This is a genomic window from Micromonospora sp. NPDC049047 (assembly GCF_040649135.1).
Classification (GTDB): domain Bacteria; phylum Actinomycetota; class Actinomycetes; order Mycobacteriales; family Micromonosporaceae; genus Micromonospora.
The window spans coordinates 47,146-72,948 of the sequence record NZ_JBEZEY010000009.1; the positions used below are offsets into that span (position 1 = coordinate 47,146).

At 71.7% G+C, this 25,803-nt stretch carries 22 protein-coding genes and 1 riboswitch; of the genes, 11 read left to right on the forward strand and 11 right to left on the reverse strand.

Translation table 11 applies throughout. The annotated features are described in order from the left end of the window. Positions 1 to 13: 13 nt before the first annotated feature. Genes AB0B86_RS16345 through AB0B86_RS16365 form a run of 5 tightly spaced genes read right to left on the reverse strand, consistent with a single transcriptional unit; the run spans position 14 to position 5,377 of the window. Positions 14 to 757 (reverse strand): ATP/GTP-binding protein, encoded by a 744-nt coding sequence (locus AB0B86_RS16345; protein ID WP_357408736.1) that lies wholly within the window; start codon positions 755 to 757, stop codon positions 14 to 16. Next, the gene (locus AB0B86_RS16350; protein WP_357408738.1) at positions 735 to 1,223 is read right to left on the reverse strand and encodes a DUF742 domain-containing protein; all 489 of its coding nucleotides are present in this window, start codon (positions 1,221 to 1,223) and stop codon (positions 735 to 737) included. Before AB0B86_RS16350 ends, AB0B86_RS16345 begins: the two co-directional genes overlap by 23 nt. Further along, positions 1,220 to 1,693, reverse strand: coding sequence for a roadblock/LC7 domain-containing protein (locus tag AB0B86_RS16355; protein WP_357408740.1), 474 nt, complete (start codon positions 1,691 to 1,693; stop codon positions 1,220 to 1,222). The genes AB0B86_RS16350 and AB0B86_RS16355 overlap by 4 nt, the downstream gene beginning before the upstream one ends. Then, positions 1,690 to 4,212, reverse strand: a complete 2,523-nt coding sequence (locus AB0B86_RS16360) for a nitrate- and nitrite sensing domain-containing protein (protein ID WP_357408742.1) — start codon at positions 4,210 to 4,212, stop codon at positions 1,690 to 1,692. The genes AB0B86_RS16355 and AB0B86_RS16360 overlap by 4 nt, the downstream gene beginning before the upstream one ends. After that, the gene (locus AB0B86_RS16365; protein WP_357408744.1) at positions 4,199 to 5,377 is read right to left on the reverse strand and encodes a hypothetical protein; all 1,179 of its coding nucleotides are present in this window, start codon (positions 5,375 to 5,377) and stop codon (positions 4,199 to 4,201) included. The genes AB0B86_RS16360 and AB0B86_RS16365 overlap by 14 nt, the downstream gene beginning before the upstream one ends. A gap of 374 nt (positions 5,378 to 5,751) precedes the next feature. Between AB0B86_RS16365 and AB0B86_RS16370 the strand changes: the two genes are divergently transcribed. Both AB0B86_RS16370 and AB0B86_RS16375 read left to right on the forward strand, forming a co-directional pair. Next, entirely contained in the window at positions 5,752 to 8,616 is a 2,865-nt protein-coding gene (locus AB0B86_RS16370) for an alpha/beta fold hydrolase (protein WP_357418461.1), read from the forward strand. Further along, positions 8,616 to 9,482 carry an ABC transporter permease subunit gene (locus AB0B86_RS16375; RefSeq protein WP_357408748.1) on the forward strand — a complete coding sequence of 289 codons (867 nt, stop codon included), beginning with the start codon at positions 8,616 to 8,618 and terminating at the stop codon, positions 9,480 to 9,482. The genes AB0B86_RS16370 and AB0B86_RS16375 overlap by 1 nt, the downstream gene beginning before the upstream one ends. Positions 9,483 to 9,491: 9 nt before the next feature. Here the strand turns inward: AB0B86_RS16375 and AB0B86_RS16380 are convergent, their stop codons facing one another. Next, positions 9,492 to 10,172 (reverse strand): DUF4232 domain-containing protein, encoded by a 681-nt coding sequence (locus tag AB0B86_RS16380; protein WP_357418463.1) that lies wholly within the window; start codon positions 10,170 to 10,172, stop codon positions 9,492 to 9,494. Positions 10,173 to 10,535: 363 nt separating this feature from the next. On the opposite strand from AB0B86_RS16380, the gene AB0B86_RS16385 reads away from it, so the two are divergent. Beyond that, positions 10,536 to 10,991 (forward strand): DoxX family protein, encoded by a 456-nt coding sequence (locus AB0B86_RS16385; RefSeq protein WP_357418465.1) that lies wholly within the window; start codon positions 10,536 to 10,538, stop codon positions 10,989 to 10,991. Between the two features lie 298 nt (positions 10,992 to 11,289). Here AB0B86_RS16385 and AB0B86_RS16390 read toward each other — a convergent pair whose 3' ends face one another. Further along, positions 11,290 to 11,595, reverse strand: a complete 306-nt coding sequence (locus tag AB0B86_RS16390; RefSeq protein ID WP_357408754.1) for a helix-turn-helix transcriptional regulator — start codon at positions 11,593 to 11,595, stop codon at positions 11,290 to 11,292. A gap of 91 nt (positions 11,596 to 11,686) precedes the next feature. Between AB0B86_RS16390 and AB0B86_RS16395 the strand changes: the two genes are divergently transcribed. The 5 genes from AB0B86_RS16395 to paaN all read left to right on the forward strand — a co-directional run bounded on the left by AB0B86_RS16395 (position 11,687) and on the right by paaN (position 17,675). Next, a complete protein-coding gene (locus tag AB0B86_RS16395) occupies positions 11,687 to 12,655 on the forward strand; it encodes a DMT family transporter (protein WP_357408756.1) in 969 nt (322 codons plus the stop codon). Between the two features lie 150 nt (positions 12,656 to 12,805). Next, positions 12,806 to 13,006: a hypothetical protein gene (locus tag AB0B86_RS16400; RefSeq protein ID WP_357418468.1), complete on the forward strand. Its 201-nt coding sequence runs from the start codon at positions 12,806 to 12,808 to the stop codon at positions 13,004 to 13,006. Between the two features lie 84 nt (positions 13,007 to 13,090). Then, a riboswitch (SAM riboswitch) is annotated at positions 13,091 to 13,226 on the forward strand. A gap of 10 nt (positions 13,227 to 13,236) precedes the next feature. Further along, positions 13,237 to 14,523, forward strand: a complete 1,287-nt coding sequence (thrC, locus tag AB0B86_RS16405) for a threonine synthase (protein WP_357408760.1) — start codon at positions 13,237 to 13,239, stop codon at positions 14,521 to 14,523. A 408-nt stretch (positions 14,524 to 14,931) separates the two neighbouring features. Continuing rightward, positions 14,932 to 15,951: a GNAT family N-acetyltransferase gene (locus AB0B86_RS16410; RefSeq protein ID WP_357408762.1), complete on the forward strand. Its 1,020-nt coding sequence runs from the start codon at positions 14,932 to 14,934 to the stop codon at positions 15,949 to 15,951. 50 nt (positions 15,952 to 16,001) lie between these two features. Beyond that, positions 16,002 to 17,675: a phenylacetic acid degradation protein PaaN gene (paaN, locus tag AB0B86_RS16415; protein ID WP_357408764.1), complete on the forward strand. Its 1,674-nt coding sequence runs from the start codon at positions 16,002 to 16,004 to the stop codon at positions 17,673 to 17,675. Positions 17,676 to 17,758: 83 nt separating this feature from the next. Here the strand turns inward: paaN and AB0B86_RS16420 are convergent, their stop codons facing one another. Further along, positions 17,759 to 18,289 carry a GNAT family N-acetyltransferase gene (locus AB0B86_RS16420; protein WP_357408766.1) on the reverse strand — a complete coding sequence of 177 codons (531 nt, stop codon included), beginning with the start codon at positions 18,287 to 18,289 and terminating at the stop codon, positions 17,759 to 17,761. Between the two features lie 309 nt (positions 18,290 to 18,598). Between AB0B86_RS16420 and AB0B86_RS16425 the strand changes: the two genes are divergently transcribed. The 3 genes from AB0B86_RS16425 (at position 18,599) to groL (ending at position 21,920) form a co-directional block, all read left to right on the forward strand. Then, positions 18,599 to 18,802, forward strand: a complete 204-nt coding sequence (locus AB0B86_RS16425) for a cold-shock protein (protein ID WP_357408768.1) — start codon at positions 18,599 to 18,601, stop codon at positions 18,800 to 18,802. A gap of 95 nt (positions 18,803 to 18,897) precedes the next feature. Continuing rightward, on the forward strand, positions 18,898 to 20,025 hold the full coding sequence (locus tag AB0B86_RS16430) for a hypothetical protein (RefSeq protein WP_357408770.1): 1,128 nt from the start codon (positions 18,898 to 18,900) through the stop codon (positions 20,023 to 20,025). 272 nt (positions 20,026 to 20,297) lie between these two features. Continuing rightward, entirely contained in the window at positions 20,298 to 21,920 is a 1,623-nt protein-coding gene (gene groL / locus AB0B86_RS16435; protein WP_030490078.1) for a chaperonin GroEL, read from the forward strand. 56 nt (positions 21,921 to 21,976) lie between these two features. On the opposite strand, the gene AB0B86_RS16440 is transcribed toward groL, so the two are convergent. The 3 genes from AB0B86_RS16440 to AB0B86_RS16450 form a co-directional block, all read right to left on the reverse strand. Then, positions 21,977 to 22,225, reverse strand: coding sequence for a hypothetical protein (locus tag AB0B86_RS16440; protein WP_357408772.1), 249 nt, complete (start codon positions 22,223 to 22,225; stop codon positions 21,977 to 21,979). 78 nt (positions 22,226 to 22,303) lie between these two features. Next, entirely contained in the window at positions 22,304 to 23,242 is a 939-nt protein-coding gene (locus AB0B86_RS16445) for a GNAT family N-acetyltransferase (RefSeq protein WP_357408774.1), read from the reverse strand. Positions 23,243 to 23,342: 100 nt separating this feature from the next. Further along, the gene (locus AB0B86_RS16450) at positions 23,343 to 25,781 is read right to left on the reverse strand and encodes a S8 family serine peptidase (RefSeq protein WP_357408776.1); all 2,439 of its coding nucleotides are present in this window, start codon (positions 25,779 to 25,781) and stop codon (positions 23,343 to 23,345) included. Positions 25,782 to 25,803 lie beyond the last annotated feature (22 nt).

Here is a 25,803-nt window from a genome sequence, read left to right on the forward strand (position 1 = left end):
GGAGCCGGTCGGCTCAGGCCTGTCTGTCCCGGGTGGCACGTTCCAGCGCGCGGTCCAGGACGACAAGCAGGGCGTCCCGTACCGAGAGCCGGTCCCGGGCGTCGAACTGCACAAGTGGCACGTGGTCACCGATGGCCAGGGCCCAGCGGATCTCACCGAGTTCCAGGGCCAACCGTCCGTCGAAGGCGTTGACCCCGACCACGAACGGCAGGCCGGCCCGTTCGAAGAAGTCGATGGCGGGGAAGCAGTCGTCGAGTCGGGCGCTGTCCACCACCACCAGCGCACCGAGTGCCCCGCGGGCGAGGTCCTCCCACATGAAGCCGAACCGGGCCTGCCCGGGCGTGCCGAACAGGTAGAGCTTCAGACTGCGGTCGATGGTCACGCAGCCGAAGTCCATCGCCACAGTCGTGGTGGTCTTGTTGGAACGGATACCCGGATCGTCCACGCCGATCCCGGCGCTTGTCATCTCGGCCTCGGTGGTCAGGGGAGCGATCTCGGAGATCGCACCCACTGTGGTGGTCTTACCCACCCCGAAGCCACCGGCCACCAGGATCTTGACCGGGATCGGCGGTGCCGCCGGCCTACCGACCGGCGGCACGGACGCCCCCGCGCCGGACGGCGGCTGGTACGGCGGAGGCGGCAGTCCGGCCCGTCCGACTGCCGGCCCAGCGGGCACGGCGTACCGGGCGGCGGCGCTGTTTGCGGCGACCCCGCCGAGCGGGGCGACCGGCCATTCAGGAGATCGCACGAAGTCCATCAATCACTCGCAGGATGAGGTCGGGGTCGGCGGCGTCGTTGGTGTCGGTGACGTGCACGTCCAGGTGTCCGGCCGCCCGTAGGTCGCCGACCAGGACCCGCGTCACGCCCAGGTGCAGCCGGGCGCGGGCCGAGATCTCGGCGACCGAGATCGGTGCGGCGCAGAGCGCGATGATCGCCTGGGATTCCGGTGCCAGCAGGGCGCCGGGCGGGCCCGTCGGCCAGCCGCCGTCCATCCGGGCGGTCACCTGCGTCTCCAGCCCGATCGCCGGGTCGGCACCCGCCACCCGTCCGGAGGTGAGCACGAACGGCCGGGGACCGGCGGGCCGACACTCCTCCGGCTCCGGCTCCGTGAACGCCGGCACCACCACCTCGCCCGCGTCGGTGGGGGGCGGCGTGTGCAGGTACGGGCGGACCCGGGCCCTCGGTTCCGGGTCCGGATCCTCACCGGCGACGTCGGCTGTCACTGCTGAACGGCGTTCTTCAACTCGACGATCAGCCGCGGGGTCAGGGCACCACCGGCCCGCCCGGCGAAGAGCGTCATCTCGTACGCGACGGTGCCCAGGTTGGCCGACCGGTCGGCGACCACCCCGAGCACGGAACCGCTGCTGATCGCGCTGATCAGCAGGTAGCCGTCGGCCATGTCGACGATCACCCGGTTCAAGCCACCGAGCGCGTACCAACTGGCCGCCCCACCGGCGAGACTCGTCATCCCGGAGACCACAGCGGCCAACCGCTCCGCGTTGGACCGGTCCTTGATCGCCGACATGGCCATCAGCAGGCCGTCCGAGGAGACCGCGATCGCCTCCAGCACCCCGGCCGTGCCGGAGGTGAAGGAGTCCAGCAGCCAGTTGAACGTACGGGCCTCCGGGCTGAGGTCCCCGCTGGCGCCGGTCTGGCTCTGGTCGACGTTGTCGTGCAGGAAGGGACTGGTCACCGTGATGATCCTTCTTCGTTCCGGCGGTCGGGGCCGACTTCGAGGAGGGCACGGGCAACGCCCTCCTCGAACTCGTTGATGCGCTTGCGGACCTCGGCCGGGTCACCGAGGTGCGTGCTGGGTGGCTGACAGGCCGGGACGACAGTGAGGTTCGCCCCCGGCACCCGTCGGTTCAGTAGGGACCGACCCGGGACGGTGTCGGACGGACCGGCACCACCGGTCACCGTAGGGCCGGCGCCCCCCGGTGCGCTCGGCAGGTCGACAGTGTTCAATTCGGCCCGGCGTACCCCGGCCTGGAACGCCTCGACAAGCGCCTGGGCGGCAGCGGGGTCCGCGTCGGTCGCGTCCACCGGCCGGGTCGGGTTGGCGGTGGCGTGCAGGCTTGCTCCCGGCACCCGCTGCCGGACCCGCGGCGTGGTCGGTGTGCCAGCCGGTTCCGACTCCTCGACGACGGGGGTGGTCTGCTGTTGCTGGCCGCCGAACGCGTTCCAGGACGGGCTGGTCTCCAGGCTGCGGGTGGCCCGGCTGAGCAGGTCCGAGTCGAAGCGGGCCGCTTCGTCGACGGCCGCTGTGATGGCCCGCGCGGCGCGCTGGGATGCGGCTGCCGTACGCCGGTCCCGCTCCGGCACCGAGGCTCGGGCGACTGCGCTCCCGGCCGGGTCGGCGCGGCGAAGCACCAGCGACGTCGATGGGATCTCCAGGTGTGCGGTCACCCCGCCGCCGCCGGTGGCGGCCAGGCCCACCTCCCAGCCGTGGCGGCGGGCCAACCGGCCCACCACGAAGAGACCGAGCACCTCGGTCGGTGCCAGGTCGAGTCGTTCCCGGCGGGTGAGCCGGGCGTTCTCCTCGGCCAGCCGTTGCTCAGCCATGCCGATGCCGTGGTCCACCACGGTGATCCGGGCGCCGAGGCCGGAGGCGTCGGCGGCCACCAGTACGCGGGTGTGCGGTGGGGAGAAGGCTGTGGCGTTCTCCATGAGTTCGGCAAGCGCCAGGATGAGGTCGCCGACCACCGCCGGCGCGGCCGAGATGCCCGCCGGCACCCGCACCTCGACCCGGGTGTAGTCCTCGATCTCGCCGAGCGCCAACCGGACCACGTCGGCAAGCGGCACCGGCGCGGTGTGGGCGTCGGCGCCGGCCGAACCGGAGAGCACCACAAGGCTGCCGGCGTTGCGCCGCAACCGGCTGGAGATGTGGTCGAGCCGGTACAGGTGTTCCAGTCGGCCCGGGTCGGCCTCCTGCTGCTCCAACCGGTCGATCAGCGCGAGTTGCCGGCCCACCAGGTTCTGGGTTCGCCGCCCGACGTGGCCGAACATCTGCGCCACGTTGCGTCGGCCGGCGACCTGCCGTTCGACCAGCCGGGCGGCGGTGTTCTGCACCCGGTCGAAGGCCCGCGCCAGGTCACCGATCTCGTCGTTGGCCCGGATGTCGACGGGTTCCAGCCGGACCGGTTGCGGGCTCTCCCCCTCGTCGTCGGTGACCCGGACCAGCTCCGCCTCGGCGACCCGGGCGACCCGGTCGGCCGAGCGGGTGAGTCGGGTAAGCGGTCGGGCCACCGTCCGCGCCACCGCCACGCTGAGCAGCACCACAAGCGCCAGGATCAGCGCCGCGGCGGCCCCGACCAGGTACGCGGCGGTGAGCGCCCGCCGCTGCTCTGCGGTGACCTCGGTGAGCACGTCGGCGACCAGCTTCTTCTCCACGAACTGACCGAGTCGGATCATCGTGCGGACGGCCGGGAAGAGCGCCTCCATCGGCACCGGGCGGACCGCGGCGGCCGGGTCCCGGGCACTCCTGAGCAGGAAGTCGGGGCTGGTACGCGCGGCCACGGCCGCGTCGTTGAGCTGGGCCACCGTGAGCTGCTCGGGCGTGATCAGGCTTCGGTAGCGTTGGTTGTCGACCATCAGCGCGGCGATGCACGCCACATATCCGGCGGTGGTGTCCGGGTTGCCGATCGCCTTGACCAGCAGGCTCAGGGTGGCGCAGGTGCCCAGGCCCTCGTCGGCGCGGAGCAGCCCGTCGAGGGCGAGCACCTGCCGGCCCGCCAACGTGTCGGTGTCCACTCCGATGACGAGCTGCAACGACTCGATGATCCCCTTGTTGACCGGGCCGAAAGCATCCATCACCTGACCCGGGTTGGCGGTCCGGGCCAGCACTGCCGTCCGCAGGTCGACGAGGTTGGACACCGCGTTGAGGGCGCGGTCGACCCGATCGGTGAACGCGTCGCCGCGCTCCGCCCGAAGGTCCGCCACCCGGTCGTCCACGTCGGCGGACTTACGGACCAGCTCACTGCCCTCGACCCGGCCGAGCAGGAAACCGACGGAGAGGATGCGCTCCTGCTGAAGGTCCTGGACCAGGCTGCCGACCCGACTGGCGAGTCGTACCCGCTCGGCGGTGTCGCCGGCCCGCTGCGCCGCGTTCACCCGGTCGAGCATCACGGGCACGGCCAGGCCGATCATGCTGAGCAGTGGGATCACCACGAGCAGCGCGAGCTTGCCGCGGATCCGGAGCCTACCGAGCAGCATCGAAGGCCCCCCACTGCGCGGGCTCCGCGTCGCGGGCCGCGCCGGCCGGTTGCAGCCCGAGCGGGTCGCCTGGCACCGGTTGCCACGATTCGGCAGGTGACGGGATGTCGCCGCTCTCCGCGTGGGTCGCCGCCATCGCCGCCCGGCGTCGGGCCCGGCCACGGGCGGCGACAAGCAGCGCGGCGAGCCAGCCCAGCAGGAGCACGGCGAGCGCCCCGGCCGCGCCGATCAGCCAGCGGTCCCGGTCGAACCCGTCGATGCGCTCGACGAGCAGGGCGTCCAGCTCGGCGAGGATGACCGGCTGAAGTTGACGGGCCGCGCGGTGCGTGTTGAGTGCGGCGGTTCTCAGCTGACCGGGGTCCAACACAGTTGTGCCAGTGGTCGGGGTGGAGGACGCGGCAAGGGCCTCCACCGAGCGCTGATAGGTGTCAAGTGGGGTCAGCACGTTGGCACCGAGGTCGGTGCTCTCCGAGCCGTCCACGGCGGAGCGCAGGTTGTCGACGAGGTCACCGGCGGGTGCCAGGGCGGTCACCCGCAGACCGGTCAGCTCCATCAGGCCGCGGGGTTGCTCGGCGGCTGGCCGCCGGGAGACAAGCGTGCCCAGGTCGGCGAGCCGGCCGGCGGCCACCACCGCCTCGGGTAGTTCCTGGCCGGCGCTGTCCTGGAGGAAGAAGGAGTCGGCGACGGGGTCGCGGACCAGCCCGGAACTCTCCCGAACCTTGCGGTGCAGGGCCAGCAGCAGGTCCGAGGCCTCGCCGTACGCCGTGTAGGCGGACTCCGGGTCGGCGGGGCTGCGCCCGCGCAGTGCCTCCAGCTTGGCTCGCACCCCGGCCCAGCGTTCCTGGCTGAGCAGTTCGGCGCCGATGCGGGCGTCCACCGCGGCGGCCTCCTCGACCGCCCGGTTCAGCGCGTCGCCGGTCACCGGTCGACCGCTGACCGCGGCGGACTGGGCCTCCACCAGGGCGTCGGTGACCGAGCCCAGCGCGGTGAGGTACTGCACGCCGAGTCGTTCCCGGACGGCCAGGGCCCGGTCGTCGGTGGTCTGCCGCCAGGCGGACGTGACGAGCAGCCCCACCGGTGCCAGTAGCGCCCCGATGAGCAGCAGCGGCAGCAGTCGGCCCAGGGTGGACGGACGTCGACGGGCCCGCGGCGCGGGGACTGTCATGGTTGTGTCTCCTCCGGCATGGGGCGCGGATCGGCGCGGCGTCGGGTGGCCCGACAAGTCCCGTGCACCGGACCGGAAAACTAACCGACCCCCCTGCTGGTCAGGCCTTCCTGGACGAGTCAGGTTCGCGTCAGTTCGAGCAATGTCACCATTCGCCCGCGTTCCCGACACGCTCTGTTTCGTCGATGGGTGTGACATGGAGGGATCCAGGTTGATATCTGTGAAAGATCGGAATTCACGGGATCCGAATTCAACTCACTGGGCCGCGCCCGACACGGCGCGCTCGCTGACCTCCGCACACCGATCGGGGCAACCGGACGGACGTACGGCGGATCTCAGCTAATGCTCAGCCTGCGCGCCGTACCGTGTGCCGCATGACATCGCCGTCGCCGGCCGCGTGGTTCCGGCGTGCCCTGCCCACCCGCCGTCGCGCGATCGCCGCCGCGGCTGTCGTCGTGCTGCTGGCCGCCGCCGTGACCTGGGCGGTGTGGCCGAAGGGGCCGGGCGTACGCACCGAGAGCGCGATGCTCACCGTCCGCTCCGGACCGTCCGGCGACCAGCCGGTCGACCTCGACACCACCTTCTACCTGCCCGACGACGCCTCGTCCGGTCGGAAGGTCCCGGCGGTGCTGTTGGCACACGGGTTCGGCGGCACGAAGGAGTCGGTGCGCTCCGACGCGGAGGAGTTCGCCGGGCGCGGCTACGCGGTGCTCACCTGGACCGCACGGGGTTTCGGCAAAAGTGGCGGCGAGATCCATCTGGACAACCCGGACTACGAGGTGCGCGACGCTCAGCGGTTGCTGGACTGGCTGGCCGCCCGACCCGAGGTCCGCACCGACGCCGCCGGTGACCCGAAGGTCGGTGTGGTCGGCGGCTCGTACGGCGGCGGGTTGGCGCTGCTGCTGGCCGCCCAGGACCAGCGGGTCGACGCGATCGTCCCCATGATCACCTGGAACGACCTGTCCCGTGCCTTCCTGCCGGAGAGCACCGGCGCGGCCCCGACCGAGGGTGTGTTCAAGAAGGGATGGGCCGGTCTCTTCTTCGGCGGCGGCGGCAACGTGGGTTCCGGCCCGGCGGGGCTCTCCGGCGGGACCGCGGCCCAGCCGCAGGGCGCACCGGCGTCGGCCGGCCCGCCCAGCCCGGGGCCGGGTGCCGGTCCGGGCAGCGGTCCCGGTGGTGCCCCGGCCGGTGCGGCCGACCCGTCCTGCGGACGGTTCGCGGCCGACGTGTGCGCCGCGTACCTGCGGATCGCCACCGCCGGGCAGGCCGACCAGGCGGCCGTGGACCTGCTGCGCCGCTCCAGCCCGGCCGGCGTACTGGACCGGATCAAGGCACCCACCCTGCTGGTGCAGGGCGAGGCGGACACCCTCTTCCCGCTCGGCGAGGCGGACGCGAACGCGAAGGGCATCGCCGCCGCCGGCACCCCGGTGCGGGTCGCCTGGTTCACCGGCGGTCACGACGGGGGCAGTGGACCCCGCTCGGACTCCGACCGGGTGAAGTTCCTGACCGTTCAGTGGCTCGACCACTACGTCAAGGGCGAGGGCGACGCGCCCGGCGACGGCTTCACCTGGTCGCGGATCGCCGGCTTCGACGCGCTCGACAGGGGTCTGGTCGCCACCGGCTTCCGCCGCGCGGACTATCCGGGCCTCACCGGAAACGCCCGCCGGGAGATCACCGTCGCCGGACCGGCCCAGCCGATCGCGAACCCGCCGAACGGCAACCCGGCCGCCATCTCCTCGATCCCGTTCGCCGGTGGGCTCACCTCCCTGCTGGACGGGGTGGCCGGCGACGTGCCGGGCCAACACGCCCGGTTCGAGTCGACCCCGCTCACCGAGGCGGTGGACGTGGCCGGTGCGCCCACCGTCACCCTGCGGGCCGCTTCGCCGACCGGCACGGCGGTGCTCTTCGTCAAGCTCTACGACGTCGACAAGGACGGCGCGGCGACCCTGCCGAACGGGCTGGTCGCCCCGATCCGGCTCACCGGCCTGCCGCAGCGGGTGCAGGACGCCCGCCCGGTCACCGTGACGTTGCCCGGGATCGTCCGCCGGGTGGAGGCCGGCCACCGGCTGCGCCTGGTGGTGGCGACCTCCGACCAGGCGTACACCACTCCCGCCGAACCGACCGTCTACACGGTGGCGGCCGACGGCGCGGTCAGCCTGCCCACTGTCGACGGTGAGCCGATCCCCACCGCCGCGACGATCTGGCGCTGGGTGCTCGCCGGCCTGCTCGCCGCCATCGCGATCGGCCTCGTCGTGGTCGTCGCCGTCCTGCGCCGCCGGCACCGCCGCCAGGACCGCTCGGTGCATCCGGAGTACGCGGACACGCCGTTGGCCGTGCGCGCGCTGCGCAAGGAGTACGCGGACGGCTTCGTGGCGGTGTCGAACGTCGACTTCGAGGTGCAGCCCGGTCAGGTGGTGGGTCTGCTCGGACCCAACGGCGCCGGTAAGACCACCACCCTGCGCGTGCTGATGGGGCTGACCCAGCCGACCGCCGGGGAGATCTACGTCTTCGGTCGCCGGCTGGTGCCCGGCTCGCCGGTGCTGTCCCGGATCGGCGCGCTTGTCGAAGGACCCGGCTTCCTGCCGCACCTGTCCGGGCTGGAGAACCTGAAGGCGTACTGGCGGGCCACCGGCCGACCGTGGGAGGACGCCCGGTTCGACGCGGCCCTGGAGATCGCCGGGCTGGGCGACTCCGTGCAGCGGAAGATCAAGAACTACAGCCACGGCATGCGTCAGCGCCTCGCCATCGCCCAGGCCATGCTCGGCCTGCCCGAGCTGCTCGTGTTGGACGAGCCGACCGACGGGCTCGACCCGCCGCAGATCGCCGAGATGCGCCGCGTGCTCCAGCGCTACGCCACTGACGGTCGGGCGGTGCTGGTCTCCAGCCACCTGTTGGCCGAGGTGGAGCAGACGTGCACCCACGCGGTGGTGGTCAACAAGGGCCGGATCGTGGCGTCCGGGCCGGTGGAGGAGATCGTCGGCGAGTCGCCGAGCGTGCTGTTCGACGTCACCGACCCGGTGGCGGCGCGGGCCGTACTGGACCGGCTGCACGGGGTCCGCGTGTTGCCGGAGAGCGACGGCCAGTTGGTGGTGGACACCAACGGCACGGCCCGCAGCGAGGTGGTGGCCGAGCTGGTGCGCGCCGGCATCGGGGTGGACCGGGTGGTGCCGCGGCGCCGCCTGGAGGACGCGTTCCTCGCCCTGGTGGGCGACAACTCTCGGGGAAGCGGTGACCGGTGATGGCTGTTGTCGACGCGGGTGAGGCCCGGGGCTACCGGCCGTCGGCCACCATGCCGTTCGCGGCGGAGTTCCGTCGGCAGGCGTCCCGGCGGCGGACCCAGCTGGCGCTCGGGTTCATGGTGCTGCTGCCACTGATCATCCTGATCGCCTTCCAGTTCAATTCCGGTGGCGATGACGACAACGGCAACAACGAGTTCGCCAGCCTTGTGGACCTGGCCACCTCCGGCGGCCTCAACTTCACCCTCTTCTCGATCTTCGTGTCGGCGTCGTTCCTGCTCGTGGTGGTCGTCGCGCTGTTCTGCGGCGACACGGTGGCCAGTGAGGCGAGCTGGGGCAGCCTGCGGTACCTGCTGGCGATCCCGGTGCCCCGGGCCCGGTTGTTGACGGTGAAGCTGGTGGTCGCGCTGGCGTACTCGGGACTGGCTCTGGTGCTGTTGGCCGGCACCGCCCTGCTGGCCGGCACCCTGCGCTACGGCTGGTCGCCGCTGCGCAGCACTGTCGCCGCCGAGCTGGAACCCACCGAGGGGTTGCTCCGGTTGCTTGCCGTGCTCGGCTATTTGGCGGTCGTCCTGCTTGTGGTGGCCGGGCTGGCGTTCCTGCTGTCGGTGACCACTGACGCCGCGCTCGGCGCGGTCGGCGGTGCGGTGCTGCTCTGGATCCTGTCCAGCATCCTGGACCAGATCACCGCCCTGGGCGCGCTGCGGGACTTCCTACCCACCCACTTCAGCACCGCCTGGTTGGGCCTGCTCTCCACCCCGGTGCAGACCGACGACGTGGTACGCGGCTGCATCTCGGCGATCAGCTACGCGACGCTGTTCTGGGGGCTGGCCTTCTGGCGCTTCACCCGCAAGGACATCACCTCCTAGGGTCGGGGCTCACAGCCGACCGTCGGGTGGGCTGACCGACGACGGCACCGCGCTCGGCACCGGTGGCGGGGTGGGGCGCGACGGCACCGGCGCGGACGGGTCGGCCTTCTTCCAGGCGCTGACCCCGATCCGGCCGGTGTTGCCCAGGTCGATCGGGCCGTCCGGGTCCACCTCTTCGCCCGGCTGGCCGGCCGCGGGCGCAACCGTCAGGAACTCACCGTTGGTGGCCACCACCGTCGAGTCGGTGACCAGGTTGCGCCAGAGCACCACGGCGGTGGCCCGCTCCCCGGCGGCGAGGGTGACCTGTCGGGGTGGTTGGTCGAAGCCCGAGGTGATCTCCTTCGCGCCGTTGACGACGCGCAACATGACCGGCTCGTGTTGCTCGTCGAACACGTGCAGCACGGGGTACCCGTTGAGCTGGTAGGGGCGGTCGCCGCAGTTGACCAGTTCCAGGCCGAGGGCGCGCAGTCCCATCGCGGCGTCCCCGCCGGTCGACCGGATCCGTACGCCGCTGGCCGGGCACGACGGCGGCGCGTCGACACTTGCCGACGGGCTCGGTGCGGTCGGCTGCCGGGGTGGAGCGTCCCCGCCCTGGCCCCGATGGTCGCCAGCGGCGCAGGCGCCGAGCGCGAGGGGCACCGCGACCACTGCGCTGATCCGTCGCCAGGCCGGGCTGTTGCGGGAGATCATCAAGCGATCCTCGCCCACGTGGGCGTGCCGCCACCGCCCGGCCCCCAGATCTCGGCTCTGCAAATCGGCGCGATCCGCCGCCGTCCGGTGAGCCTGCTCGTCGGCCTGCCGCTGCCCGGGGCAACTCGATGGGCCGTACCCACACTGTGGGAGCGTGCCCACGGCGGACGGCTCGGCCTAAATTCTCGCGTAACCGCAGCTCAGAAGCGTGCGCGCGGGTCTTTGCCGGCGCTGATGCTCGACGTGGGGCCGCGGACACCGGTACATTCCGACCGGGGACTTTCCCACCAGCAAGGAATTTATAACCTTCGATACTTTCATGCCTCACATTGAAGTGATCCGATTCCTTCGATGGAGGTACCGATGAACGTTCCTCGGCTCGGCGGGCCGACCCTGTCCCTGTTCCGCATCGTGATCGGCCTGCTGTTCGCACTACACGGCCTGGCCTCGGTCTTCGGGTTGTTCGGCGGCAACCCCGTGACCGGCCGGGCGATAGCGCTCGGCACCTGGCCAGGCTGGTGGGCCGCGCTGATCCAGTTGGTCTGCGGCACCCTCGTGCTGGCCGGGCTCTTCACCCGACCCGCCGCCCTACTCGCATCCGGCTCGATGGCGTACGCCTACTTCGTCGTGCACCAGCCGGATGATCTGCTGCCACTGCGCAACGGTGGCGAACTGTCGGCGCTCTTCTGCTGGTCTTTCCTGCTGATCGCGGCCCTCGGCCCGGGTTCCTGGGCGCTCGACACGCTGCTCTCCCGTCGCCGTGACGTGCCATCCACGCCCGAGGCACCGATGCCCGAGCGCAGCTCGATGGTCGTCTGACCGCACCCGTGCCGCGCGTCGCCGGGGCCTCGACGAGGCGGCTCCGGCGACGCGCCCGGTCAGGGATCGCCCCCGCAGTGCTCGGCGAGAGAGGGCGCGATCGGCACTCAGTCCTTGCGCTGATATCGCAAACGATTCAGCTCCAAAGCGCGCGAGTGGCAGGTGTTACCCGCCGCGCGGCAGCGCCCGGCGGCGACAGGGCCCGAGTGGCAGGTCTTACCCACCGCGCGGCAGCGCCCGTCGGCGACAAGGCCCGAGTGTCGAGCGATAGACGCGCGCGGGCCGGCGAAGCTGGGCGTCAGGCCGGCGTGCCGGTGCCGAGGACCGCGTCCAGGAGGCCCGGGTAGCGGTGGTCCAACTCGTCGCGGCGCAGTCGGACCAGGCGGCTGGTGCCGGCGGCCCGGGTGCGGGTCAGGCCGGCCTCGCGGAGCACCTTGAGGTGGTGGCTGCGGGTCGCCTTGGAGACGCCGAAGTCGAAGCTGCCGCAGGCTGCCTCGCCGCCATCGACAAGCGCCCGCACGATCTGTAGCCGCACGTCGTCGGCGAGGGCGGCAAGCACTGCGGTGACCGGTACGTCGGCCAGGTCGGGTTCGTGCGGCTCCATGTGACCAGTGTAACCCTTGTTCGACAACTTTCGAACAACACCCTATGGTCGGTTCCGTTGGTTCGACGATTCTCGAACATTGGAGCTGACGATGCGACCTCGCGCCGCCGCCTATCCGCTGCTCGCCGCACTCGGTTGGGGCGTGATGTTCCCGGTCCTGGCCAGTGCCCTGACCCGGGTTGACCCACTCAACCTGACCACCGCCCGTTACCTGCTCGCAAGCGTCGTCCTGGTCGCCATTCTGCTGCTCCGCGAAGGTGCCGGCGCGCTGCGGCACGGCGGCCGGACCGGCGAGATCGTGCTGCTCGGCGTGGTCGGCTTCGCCGGCTTCAACGTGCTCACCAACCTGGCCCTCGAACACGCCGCCCCGCAGCAGATCGCCCTCTTCGTGGCCACCACCCCGCTGATCACCCAGTTGGTCCGCTGGGCCCGGGACGGCGTACGGCCGAAGCCGCTCCTGCTGGCCCTCTCCCTGGTGGCGCTCCTCGGAGTCGGCCTGGTGATCACCCGCGGGAGCCTGGCCGGGCTCGGCCAGTTCGGTCTGGGTGGGCTGATGATGATCGGTGCGGTGCTCGGCTGGGGTATCTACACCCACGGTGCGAGCCGGTTCGGCGCCTGGTCCCCGCTGCGCTTCACCACCCTGACGGCGCTCGCCGGCACGGTGGCCATGCTGGCCGCGAGCATCGGCGCGGACGCCGTCGGGTGGCAGCACGCGCCGGCCGCCGCCGACCTCGCGGCGGTCACCCCGCAACTGGGGTACGCCGTGCTCGTCGGCGCGGTGGTCGCGGTCCTGGCCTGGAACACCGGTGTGCAGCGGCTCGGTGCCGCCAACGCCGCGCTGTTCATGAACCTGGTCCCGGTCACCACCTTCGCGGTGCAGATCGTCCGCGGCTACCGCCCGGAGCCGATCGAGCTGATCGGGGCCGCCATCACGATCGGGGCGCTGGTCGCGGCGAACCTCGCCACCAGGGTGCGGCCCCGGCCCTCGTCGCCGCCGCAGTCCACCGCGATCACCGACCAGCTCGCGGTGGTCGACCCCGTCGCGGTCAGCCGCCGCTGACCCGCCTGCCGTCGCTGGGCCCGGCAGCGCGGGGACGAAAGTTGCAGCGGATTCGTGGCACGATGAGCCGCCTGCCACCGACCCCGCCATCGATCCTGCGGATGGCCGCCCAGCGAGGGACATCGTTGTGACATCGATCGAGATTGACCGATGAACCCCGAGCAGCGCGCCCTGGTCACCATGGTGTCCGCTCTGGTCGGGATCCTCTTCGCGGGCGGTGCGGTCTGGCTGGTCGCCGGGGGCGGACGGCCCACCGGCGACGACATCCTGGCCGCGGGCTGGATCATGGCAGCTCTACTGGCCGCGTTCGGTGCCGTGGCGATCTGTCTCGGGAAGCGCCGCCGCCGGTAACTGGCTGAGTCGTTCGGCTCACAGCGTGGGATCCGCGGTAGAGGCGGCGGCCATCGTTGCCTAGACTCGACAACACAACTGCATACCTCATCCAGAGGGGCTGAGGGATACGGCCCGACGACGCCCCGGCAACCACCCCGCGCGCTCACCGCTGAGCGACCCGCGGGGCAGGTGCCAATTCCGTCCCCGCCGCACGGTGCGATGTGGGGAAAGATGAGAGGAACCTCGACATGACGTCGACGCTCGCCGCCTCCGGCATCGCCACCGCCGCCAGCCCCGCCCGCGCCCTGGTCTGCCGTGCCTGCTCGGCCCGTTACCCGCTGGTCGCCCAGCACGCCTGCTACGAGTGTTTCGGCCCGCTGGAGGTCGACTACGACTCCACCGCCCTGGCCGCCGTCACCCGCGAACAGATCGAGGCCGGCCCGGACAACATCTGGCGCTACGCCGCACTGCTCCCCGCCGGTCAGGACCCGGCCAGTCGGGTCACCCTCGACCCGGGGCTGACCCCGCTGGTGGCGGCCCCGCACCTCGCTGCCGAGCTGGGCATCACCGCACCGCTGTGGGTCAAGGACGACAGCGCCAACCCGACCCACTCGTTCAAGGACCGGGTCGTCTCGGTGGCGCTCACCGCCGCGAAGTCGCTCGGTTTCACGAGGTTCGCCTGCGCGTCGACCGGCAACCTGGCCAACTCGGTGGCCGCGCACGCCGCCCGTGTCGGGGCACCTTCAGTCGTCTTCATCCCCAGTGACCTGGAGCAGGGCAAGGTCGTCACCACCGCCGTCTACGGCGGTGAGCTGGTCGCCATCGACGGCTCGTACGACGACGTCAACCGGCTCTGCGGCGAGCTGGTGGAGACCGACGAATTCGAGGACACCGCGTTCGTCAACGTGAACGTCCGGCCGTACTACGCGGAGGGTTCCAAGACCCTCGGCTACGAGGTGGCCGAGCAGCTCGGCTGGCGCATCCCGGCGCAGGTGGTCATCCCGATGGCCAGCGGCGAGCTGCTCACCAAGATCGACAAGGCGTTTTCCGAGCTTGTGGAGATCGGCCTGGTCGAGGCGCCGGCCGGCGGTTGGAAGGTCTTCGGAGCCCAGTCCGCCGGCTGTAGCCCCATCGCCACCGCGCTGCACGCCGACACCGACACGATCATCCCGGTCAAGCCCACCGGCATCGCCAAGTCGCTGAACATCGGCGACCCGGCCGCCGGCGTCTACGCGCTGGAGGCGGTCCGCCGCACCGGCGGTTGGATGGAGTACGCCGACGACGACGAGATCCGCGCCGGCATCCGCGATCTGGCCCGCACCACGGGCGTCTTCGCCGAAACCGCAGGCGGGGTGACAGTGGCGGTGCTCCGCAAGCTTGTCGAATCAGGTCGCCTCGACCCGACCGCGGAGACCGTCGTGTTCAACACGGGTGAAGGTCTGAAGACCGTTGACGCGGTGGCCGGCCAGGTCGGACCGACCCACCACATCAAGCCCTCGCTGCGCGCCGCCCGCGACGCCGGCCTCCTCGGCTGACCCGTTTGATCCACTCGGGTTCCTGGAAACCGCGGTGTCCGCCCGGCCCGGACCGCCCGTTGTCATGAAACCCGAGTGGATCAAGGGCGGTGCGCATGGCGCCGTGCGGGGTGACGGTCTGCTGGGCGGGTTGGCGTGATGGATGGGCGGGGTTGTCCGAAAGGTCGAGTGGATCAGTCGGGTAACTGAGGTTTCGCTGTGAGTGTGGAAAACCCGCCGCTGCGGACTTGACGGCAGGAACCGGACGGCGCAAGATGCTCCGTGCGGGAGGGCATTTCGCCGAAGACTTTTGAAGTTCTTGCGACCCAACGCCGGAGGCGTTGTGCGAGTGTCCCTCCCGACCACGTTCGATCGGGCCAGCGAGTAATTCGCTGGCCCGATCGCTTTTCCGGATGCACGCTCAGCGGCATGACCATCACCATCGCGTCGTTCGACGGCGCCGACCGGACGTCGGTCGACGAGGCGTACCGGATCGGCGCGGCGGCCAACGAGGTCGACCTGCCGGACTTCCCGCCGTTCTGCAGGCGACGCTTCGACGCGCTGTTCCACACGCCGATGCCCGGCACCCGGTCGCTCTGGGCGCTGGCCCGGCTCGACGGCGCGCCGGCCGGTTTCCTCCAGCTGGACCTGCCGCAGCTCGACAACACCGACAACGCCACGGTCGAGCTGACAGTGCATCCGGAGCTGCGGCGTCGGGGCGTCGGTCGGGCACTGCACGAGTACGGCGTACGCCTGCTCCGCGAGCACGGACGCAAGCGGGTCGTGGCGATGGCCGTCTCCGCGCTGCCCGACGGTCCGGCGCGAAGCGCGGCGGGCGACGCGTTCGCCGCGACGACCGGAGCCCAGCCCGCACTCGCCGAGGTGCGCCGCCGTCTCGTGGTCGCCGACATCGACCGGGTCGCGCTGCGGACGGCGCTCGCCGAGGCCCGGCCGCGAGCCGAGGGCTACCGGTCGGTCTGCTGGCAGGGCGCCACGCCGCAGGAGTACATCGCGGACATCGCCTACCTGGACGGCCGGTTGATGATGGACGCGCCGATGGGTGACGTGCAGTGGGAGCCGGAGCAGGTGGACGCCGAACGCATCCGCGGCACCGAGCGCGCCCTGGAGGCCAGGGGTCGGCGGCGCTACCACCTCGGGATGCGACACGAGGCGTCCGGCCGGATCGTCGCCTGGACGCTGCTGGACGTCAGCGCCTCCGCCGACTGGCACGCGTACCAGCAGATCACCATCGTCGACCCGGCTCACCGGGGGCACCGGCTCGGCCTCATCGCCAAGGCCGAGAACCTGCACCACCTGCTCACCCACGAACCGGCGGTACGCGTCATCGACACCTGGAACGCGGCAAGCAACACCTACATGGTGGCGATCAACGAGCAGCTCGGCTTCCGCCCGGTGGACGCCTGGACCGACTGGCAGCTCACCCTCTGACGGGTATCGGCGCTACTGCTCGCCGAGGTGACTCAGGCATGATGGCGGGCATGACGGAGACCCCGCATCCCCTGTACGAGAGGCACGCCGACACCCTCAACCGTGCGCTGACCGCGATCACGGAGCGGGGCTACTGGTCCGCCTATCCCGAATCTCCCAGCCCCCGGGTGTACGGCGAGACCGCCGCCGCCGACGGTAAGGCCGCCTTCGAGGCGTACCTCGGTGGTGATTTCCCGCTCGACCAGCCGGGCACCGGCGCACGGGTCGCCACCGAGACGAGCCCGTTCGGGGTGGAGCTGGCGGTGCGGTACCCGCATGCCGGCCCCGGCGAGCTTGTCGACGCCGCCTCCGCCGCGCTGCCGGCCTGGCGTGACGCCGGCCCGCAGGCGAGGGTGGGGGTCTGCCTGGAGATTCTGGACCGGCTGCACAAGCACATCTTCGAGTTGGCGAACGCTGTGCAGTTCACCAGCGGGCAGGCGTTCGTGATGGCCTTCCAGGCCGGCGGCGCGCACGCACTGGACCGGGCGCTCGAGGCGTTGGCGTACGCGTACGCCGAGATGACCCGGCATCCGGGCACTGCCAGTTGGGAGAAGGCCGCCGGCAAGGGTGACCCGCTGCGGATGACCAAGACGTTCCACGTGGTGCCGCGCGGGGTGGCGTTGGTGATCGGTTGCAACACCTTCCCGACCTGGAACTCCTACCCGGGGTTGTTCGCCTCGCTGGTCACCGGCAACCCGGTGCTCGTCAAGCCGCACCCGCGAGCCGTGCTCCCGCTGGCGATCACCGTGAAGTACGCCCGGGAGGTGCTGGCCGAGGCTGGCTTCGACCCGAACCTGATCATGCTGGCGGCCGAGGCCCCCGGTGAGAAGCTCGCCAGCGACCTGGCCCTGCACCGCTCGGTGAAGATCGTCGACTTCACCGGCTCCACCGAGTACGGCGACTGGCTGGAGACGCACGCCCGGCAGGCGTCGGTCTACACCGAGAAGGCCGGCCTGAACACCGTCGTCATCGACTCCACCGACGACTTCGCCGGCATGTGCCGCAATCTCGGCTTCACGCTCACCCTGTACAGCGGTCAGATGTGCACCACCTCGCAGAACATCCTCATCCCGGCCGGTGGCATCGAAACCGACCAGGGGCACAAGAGCTTCGACGAGGTGGCCGGCGGGATCGCCGCCGCGGTCGGCAAGCTCACCGCCGACCCGGCCCGGGGCGTCGAGCTGACCGGCGCCATCGTCAACGACGGGGTGCTGGAGCGGCTGGCCGAGGTCACCAAGGTCGGCGAGCCGGTGCTGGAGTCGCGGGCGGTGACCCACCCGGTGTACGCCGACGCTGTGGTGCGTACCCCGACGATCGTGAAGCTGACCGCTGACGACGAGGAGACGTACGGCCGGGAGTGGTTCGGGCCGATCTCGTTCGCCATCGCGACCGACTCCACAGCGCACAGCCTGGAGTTGCTGCGCCGCACGGTCGGCGAGAAGGGTGCGCTCACCGCCGGGGTCTACTCGACCGACGAGGCGGTGCTGGACGCCACCGAGGCGGTGGCGGTCGAGGTCGGGGTGCACCTGTCCGGCAACCTCACCGGCGGGGTCTTCGTGAACCAGTCGGCGGCGTTCTCCGACTTCCACGGCAGTGGCGCCAACGCGGCGGCCAACGCCGCGCTCACCGACGGGGCGTACGTGGCCAACCGCTTCCGCATCGTCCAGTCTCGACGCCACGCCTGATCTCTGGCGGATTTCCGGGGGCAGCACCGTTCCTCGTTGCCCCCGGAAACGCGTCCCGTGTCGCGCCCCGGGGATCCCTCGGGTCAGGCCGATCGGCGCATCTGCAGCTCGGTCAGGGCCGGGATGGTGGGGTGGGGGACGCGCACGCCGGTGTCGGTGAAGCCCAGCCGTTTGTAGGCGCGGTAGGCGCGGTCGTTGCCGACCACCACCTCAAGCAGCAGGTCCGGTCGGCCGCAGGCGCGTGACCAGGCGGCCACCCCGTCGATCAGTTCACCGAGCAGGCCGCGCCCCCGCCAGGCCGGCGTGATGTAGACCGCGTAGATCACCGTGAGCCCGGGTTCGTGCGGGGAGACAGTGCCACCGGCGTGTCCGACGAGCCGGCCGCCCGGGTCGGCGATGAACTGCGCGTTGCCGGGGCCGGCCGAGGTGTACGCGACCCGGGCGGCGAATTCGGTGTGCGGCCGGGCCGCCGCGTCCGCCAGGGTCTCCAGGAAGGCCAACGGTGCGTCGGCGAGCATCTCCAGGCGCAGGGCCCGCATTCGGGCGGCGTCCTCCGGCCGGACCCGGCGGATCTCCGCCTGCCGCAGGGCTGTCGCGCCCGTATCGGTGGTCATGCCCGCATGCCTACCACAGGGGCGGTGGCCGTTACGGCAGCGCCGGCCCCGTCGGCCGGTCGGCCCGGTGCCCGGGAAGCGCGTCGGCCTGGATCCGGCGCGTCGAAAAACCGGACCGACAAGCGCGGTCGGCGTACCCCGGAATGCGCCCGATTTGTGGCCGTGCGCGGCGCTCACTCCTCGTGTAGCGTGCGATTTCGGTCACCTTTTTCAATGGTCGTCATCGATCGCTGAGGTGGTGGCCGGTGGGCGTCCGGCAGTGCCGTGCGCCAGGTCAGGCGACACCGCGCAGAGTGGGGGAAGTACACCGTGGCACAGGGCACCGTGAAGTGGTTCAACTCCGAAAAGGGCTATGGCTTCATCGCCGTCGACGGCGGTCAGGACGTGTTCGTTCACTTCTCCGCGATCGAGATGGACGGCTACAAGGCGCTTGACGACGGTCAGCGGGTGGAGTTTGAGATCGGCCAGGGTCAGAAGGGCCCGCAGGCCGAGCACGTACGCGTCGTCGCCTGAGCTCTCCTCCTCGATCGGCCCCGCGCGGCGGGGCTGCGGCATCGGCGGACAACCGGGAAGATCGTGGCCGTTCCAGCCGATGCTGAGGAGCGTTCATGACCGACCAGCCGCCCCCGCCCACCCCACCCTCTGGGCCGGGGGAGCCGGGCTCGTCCGATCCGACCGTCCCGTTCGGCGGTTCCGGCTCGGCCGGGGAGCCACCGGCCCCGTCGCAGCCGGGCGTACCACCGACTGGCCCGCCGCCCGGCTGGGACCCGGCGCCGCAGGGTTGGACGTTCCCGCCCACCGGCGGCTACCCGCCCGGGGCGGGTCCCTACGCCGCCCAGCAGTGGTACCCGGCGGCGCCGGTCGGCTGGTATCCGCCGGGTTACGGGCTCGACCCGAACGATCCCCTTGTCACTCCGCCCGGCGCCGGCCTGGCGGGCTGGTTCAGCAGGTGTGCGGGAGCGCTGCGCCGGGGTTGGCGGCAGTTGGTGCCCATCATGCTGCTCACCCAGGTGCTACCGGCGGCCGTGCTCTCGGTGATCTCCCTGGGCCTCGAACCGCCGGCCGATTGGGCCGTCCCGTCCGGGTCGGCGTCGGCTCCCGCACTGCCTGACAATTTCGCAGTCGATCTGGCGGGCCTTCTCGGGGCGCTGATCGGCGGCAGTCTGCTTGTCGGGCTGGTGCAGGCGGTCGGGTGGGCCGCGGGCAGTTGGGTGATCACGCAGCAGGCGTCCGGTCAGCCGGGCAGCCTGGACTCCGCACTGCGCTACGGCCTGCGTCGGGCCCTCGGGCTGTGGGGGTGGACCCTGCTGATCAGCGTGCTCGTCGGCATCGGGTTCTGCTGCTGCGTGCTGCCGGGCATCTACCTGACGTTCGCGCTGAGCATGGCGGGCCCGGTCTATCTCTTCGAACGCCAGGACCCGATCGGCAGGTCGTTCCGGATGTTCCACGACCGGCTCGGCCTCATGTTGGGTCGGGTGGCCCTGGTGGGCCTGGCGATCATCATCGTCAACGTGATCTCCGGCGGCCTGGAGGGGGTGGGCACCGCGGCGTTCGGCGACGAACCCTTCGCGTCGCCCGGCTCCGCGATCGGGGTGGTGGCGGTGATCGCGGTCACCGCCACGCTGGCCCTGCCGGCCCACCTGGCCCAGCTGCTCGGTCTGCTTGTGACGTACGTCGAGCAGCGCGCCCATGAGGCGCCGGTGAACAGCGCCGGACTGGCCGCCGAACTCGGCTGAGCGGCCCCATCGTGCTTGCACTCGGCAGGGGAGAGTGCTAAACAAGTCATTGGCACTCGCATACCGTGAGTGCCAATGGTCGGGACGGTGGGGCCAGGTTGCACCGGCGTGGAGACGCCGGGGCGGCACATGGCCGGTCGTCGCGGGCTATCCGGCCCGGCCGAAGGACGTCGTCGTCGCCAGGTGGCGACGTCCCAAGGTGCGTACACCAGGCGGCCCATTCGAGGCACACATCTCGGGTGGCCCGTGAGTGTCCAGGAGGACAACGCCGTATGGCCAAGATGATCGCGTTCGACGAAGAGGCGCGCCGCGGCCTCGAGCGGGGCATGAACCAGCTCGCCGACGCCGTAAAGGTGACCCTCGGCCCCAAGGGCCGCAACGTCGTGCTCGAGAAGAAGTGGGGTGCCCCCACCATCACCAACGATGGTGTGAGCATCGCCAAGGAGATCGAGCTCGAGGACCCGTACGAGAAGATCGGCGCTGAGCTGGTCAAGGAGGTCGCCAAGAAGACCGACGACGTTGCCGGTGACGGCACGACGACGGCGACCGTCCTGGCCCAGGCCCTGGTTCGCGAGGGCCTGCGCAACGTGGCCGCCGGCGCCAACCCGATGGCCCTGAAGCGGGGCATCGAGGCCGCTGTCGCGAGCGTCTCGGAGGAGCTGTCCAAGCTCGCCAAGGACGTCGAGACCAAGGAGCAGATCGCCTCCACCGCCTCCATCTCCGCTGGCGACAGCACCGTCGGCGAGATCATCGCCGAGGCGATGGACAAGGTCGGCAAGGAAGGCGTCATCACCGTCGAGGAGAGCAACACCTTCGGGCTGGAGCTGGAGCTCACCGAGGGTATGCGCTTCGACAAGGGCTACATCTCGGCCTACTTCATGACCGACCCGGAGCGTATGGAGGCCGTCTTCGACGACCCGTACATCCTGATCGCCAACAGCAAGATCTCGTCGGTGAAGGACCTGCTCCCGATCCTGGAGAAGGTCATGCAGTCGGGCAAGCCGCTGCTGATCATCGCCGAGGACCTGGAGGGCGAGGCTCTCGCCACCCTGGTGGTCAACAAGGTCCGTGGCACCTTCAAGTCGGTCGCCGTCAAGGCGCCGGGCTTCGGTGACCGCCGCAAGGCCATGCTGACCGACATCGCCATCCTCGCCGGTGGCCAGGTCATCAGCGAGGAGGTCGGCCTCAAGCTCGACGCCGCCAGCCTCGACATGCTGGGCCGCGCCCGCAAGGTCGTGGTGACCAAGGACGAGACCACCATCGTCGACGGTGCCGGTGACGCCGAGCAGATCCAGGGCCGGGTCAACCAGATCCGGGCCGAGATCGACAAGAGCGACTCCGACTACGACCGGGAGAAGCTGCAGGAGCGGTTGGCCAAGCTGGCCGGCGGCGTTGCGGTCATCAAGGTCGGCGCGGCCACCGAGGTCGAGCTCAAGGAGCGCAAGCACCGCATCGAGGACGCCGTTCGCAACGCGAAGGCCGCCGTCGAGGAGGGCATCGTCCCGGGTGGTGGCGTCGCGCTGGTCCAGGCCGGCAAGACCGCCTTCGACAAGCTCGACCTGGTCGGCGACGAGGCGACCGGTGCGAACATCGTCAAGGTCGCGCTGGACGCCCCGCTGCGGCAGATCGCCGTCAACGCCGGCCTCGAGGGCGGCGTCGTGGTGGAGAAGGTCCGTAACCTCGAAGCGGGTCACGGCCTCAACGCCGCCAACGGCGAGTACGTCGACCTGCTGGCTGCGGGCATCATCGACCCGGCCAAGGTGACGCGCTCGGCGCTGCAGAACGCCGCGTCCATCGCGGCGCTGTTCCTCACCACCGAGGCCGTCGTCGCGGACAAGCCGGAGAAGACCCCGGCTGCCCCGGCTGGCCCGGGTGGCGGGGACATGGACTTCTGAGTCCAGTTCCGACACCGAACGGGGCGGGCCGCTGACGCGGTCCGCCCCGTTCGTCGTCAGGTGGGCAGTGGTCGCTGGTTGCGCCGCTTCTGCGCCCGGCTGTACGGCGGAAGCAGTTGGATCGGCGCGTCCACCATCTCCCGTGGCTCCTCGGCGGCCACCGACTCGTCGTCGGTGGTCATCTCCGCCAGTTGCTCGGCGTCGCCGTAGTCGAGCCTGTCGAACGGCAGTTGGCCGGGGAGTTCGCCGACCGGTTTCCAGGTGATCGGCGGGCCGTCCTCGGTCTGGTCGTCATCCGTGGTCATGGCTGCCTCCTCTACCAAGACGGTAGGGGGCATCGATGGCCGACGCGGGCGAATGAATCAATGCCCTTTTTGCCCTGGTTAGCCCTGCGTCAGCGTTTTCCGGTACAGGAAGAAGACCCGCTCGATCCGGGCACCCGCGCTGCCGGAGTAGAACGGCACCGGCCCCACCCAGCCGATCTCCGCCCGGGTCAGCCCCGCCGCCTGCAGGTCCCGCAGGCAGCGCCGCAACAGGACGCCACCGATGCCCGACCCCTCGGCGGCCGGGGCGGTGCCCATCGGCCCGAACCAGCTCGGCCGGGACGACCCGTACGCGGCGAAACCCAGCACCTCGCCGTCCCGCTCCGCCAGGTGACAGCCGGCAGTGTCCCGCCCCACCGACCCGGCCAGCTCGCCGTCCCAGGTGCCACCGAAGGTGGACCGGGCGAACGCGGTCAACGCCGGCAGGTCCGCCAGCTCCGCCCGGCGTACGGTGACGCCCTGATCGGCCAGCCGCCGCTCGGCCGCCTCGGTGGACCGCAGTGCCGGCGACCCGTCGTAGGACAGGTCGGCTGTCATGTTCCAGGCCGTCCGGTCCTGCTGGTAGCCCAGACTGCGGGCGGCGCAGACCGCCGGCGTGTAGCGAACGTCGATGCCCGGCCACGCGTAGTACGGCGGGTTGCCGACCAGCAGCACCTCGGTCACCCCGCGCTCGGCCAGCACCTGTTCGGCCCGCCGCACCAGCGCCCGGCCGACGCCCCGGCGGCGGTGCGCCGGCAGGACCGCGACCAGGTCCACGTGCCCGATCCCCGGTTCGGTCGACGACACCGAGCAGAGCAGCACCCCGACCAGGTCCGCACCCCGGTACGCGCCAAGCCCCACCGCCGGCCGGCCCGCAGCGGCAGCCCGGGGCCAGAGCACGTCCACGATGGGGGCCGCCTCGGCGGCGTCCTCGGGCAGGTCGAGAGCCTGTTCGCAGAGTCGCGCCACGGTGGGGGCCAGGTCGGGAGTCAGTTCAGTGACGGTGATCTCGGCGTCCATGGTCGCCGACCCTAGATCACCGTCTGCTGATCCGCGCTCCCGCCCGTGGTGTCGGTAAAGGGTCCTTCCGGTACGCGAGGCGTCAGCAACGTGCCCTTGTCTAACGCTGGGCGGCGCGAACGGCGGCGTAGGCGTCGACCTGGCCGGCGCCGGTGATGTTCGACGGAGCGCCGCAGGCGTCGGACGGGTTGCTGGAGCGGTAGGTCGGGGTGGCCGCCGTGGCGGTGTCCCGCAGGATCTGCCGGGTGCGGTCCACGTCGCCGACAAGCGTCGGGTTCGCCGACCACATCAGCGCCACCACCCCCGCCACCTGTGGGGTCGCCATCGAGGTGCCGTCGAGCGCCGCGTACGTGCCGCCCGGCATCGCCGAGACCACCCCCACGCCCGGGGCCAGCACGTCCGGCTTACCCGGGCCACCCGGCGCCGGGCCGCGCGAGGAGAACTCCGCGACCCGGCCCTGCGCGTCCACCGCGCCCACTGTCAACACGTCCGGGTACGGCGCCGGTGGGTCGTCGATCGACGCGCACCACGGCCCGGTGTTACCGGCGGCGGCGACCACGAAGATCCCGGCGGCTTCCAGCGCGGCGGTGGCCGGTCGGAGTATGCCCCGGTCGCAGCCTTCGATCGGCGGGCAGCCCCACGAGTTGGTGAGCACCTGCGGGGCCCGCTCCGGACGACCGTCGGTGAACGGGTCACCACCAACCGGGAAGGGCGCCAGCATGAACTGCAGACAGTCCAGGTAGAGCGCGGGGCTGCCGAGGTTGCGGTCCAGGTTGACGCAGCCCACCCACTGCGCGTCCGGCGCCACCCCGATGCCGTCCCGCCCGACCGCGCTGCCCACCGTGTGGGTGCCGTGCCCGCCCTGGTCGGTCGGGCTGCGGGTGCCGTCCCACGGGTCGTACCAGGAGTCGTCTCCGCCACGGAATCCGGCGCGCAGCGCCGGATGGGTGCCGTCCACGCCCGAATCCGAACTGCCTACCACGATGCCGGCGCCGGTCACCCCGAGCTGCGACCACACCCGGTCGGCGCCGATCCGGCTGATGTTCCACTCCGGGCCGGTGGGCTTGGGCACCGTGCCCCGGGTCTGCCCGGCCGGGGCCGGCAGCGGTCGCAGGCGTTGGCTGACCAGCACCCGGGCCACCTCCGGTCGGCGGGCGAGCCAGGCCCGCACCGCCGGGCCGCCGTCCACCTCGACCGCGTTCACCAGGTAGTACGACACCGGGTCGAGGCGTAACCGGGTAAGCGTCGCGAGCAGGTCGGCCTGGCTCCGCTCGGCGGTCGTCACCAATCGCTTGTAGACCTTCGCCGCGCGGGCGTCCCGTCCGGCCCGACCTGGCTGGCCGGCGGGCAGACCGGACAGGTCGGCCTGGGCGCGCAGCACCACGAGCAGTCGCTCGCCGTACAGACCTGGCTGGCCGGGGCCGAGGTCGACCACGCCGAACGCCACAAGCAGCACCACGGCTGCCACCGCCGCGACCCGGCGGCTCGGGGTGCGTGCGGTCGGCCGGGCGAGCAGCACCGCGTACCCGATGGCGACCAGGGCGGCGACGGCGAGCCCGGCAGCGGCGGCGGCCGCCACCCAGAACGGGATGTCGCGGGTGCCGACAAGCAGCAGAGTGATCTCTTCCGGGTCGGTGAAGGCCAGCGGGCCGAGTGCGGCCAGGCCCACCAGCCAGCCGGTGGCCGTTCGCCCGGCGGGTCCGGCGTCGGCCGGGTCGGCGGTGGGTCGCCACGTCCCCGCCCAGAGCGAGGCCAGGGCGAAGCCCACAGGTGGCAGGGTCAGCAGCGCGGGCAACTGCGCGCCGGACTGGCCGGTGCCGGCCGCGAGCAGCAGCAGCACCACCCCGGCGACCAGGCCACCGACCAGCACCAGCCGAGCCGGCCGGGGTGGCCGGCCGACCGCGAACCGCGACCAGAAGGCCGCATCCAGCAGCGTCGCGGCCAGCACCCCGAGCGCCGCGGCCGCCAGCACTGCGAGCGCGGTCTCCAGGAGCCCGCCGAGCGCGCCCAGCCAGGCCCACGGCAGCAGCAGCGCCAGCCCGGCGGCGACCGCGAGCAGCGGCACCGGGCGGGGTCGGCGCACGCCCCGCCGGCGTCCGAGGGGCTGCTGGTCCTGGGCGGCCGAGCGTCGCGCCGACAGGCGCACGGCGAGCGCGGTGAGCAACGCCGCGCCGGCCAACGCGGCGAGGTACGCCTCGTGGTGCACAGGTGGCACGACCCGCAGCAGGGTGAGCGCCCCGAGGGCGAGGGCCCCGAGCAGCCAGACCCGCCCGGTGGCCCGGACCGCCGCCGACCGGGGCAGCACGGCCAGCAGCAGCGCGGGTGTGCCCACAAGCACTACGGTGGCCAGCCCGAGCACGGGCCAGAGCCAGCCGGCCCGGTCCCGTCCGAAACCCAACAGCACCTGATCGGCCACCCAGCCGCCGGCCTGGGTAGCCACCGTGACCGCCACCGTCCAGCAGCCGACAAGCACGGCCGCGACCACCGGCCACGGGGAACCACCGTCGCTGACCGGGGGGTGCGCAGGCTGACTGTGCATCCGAGAACCTTACGACCACGGG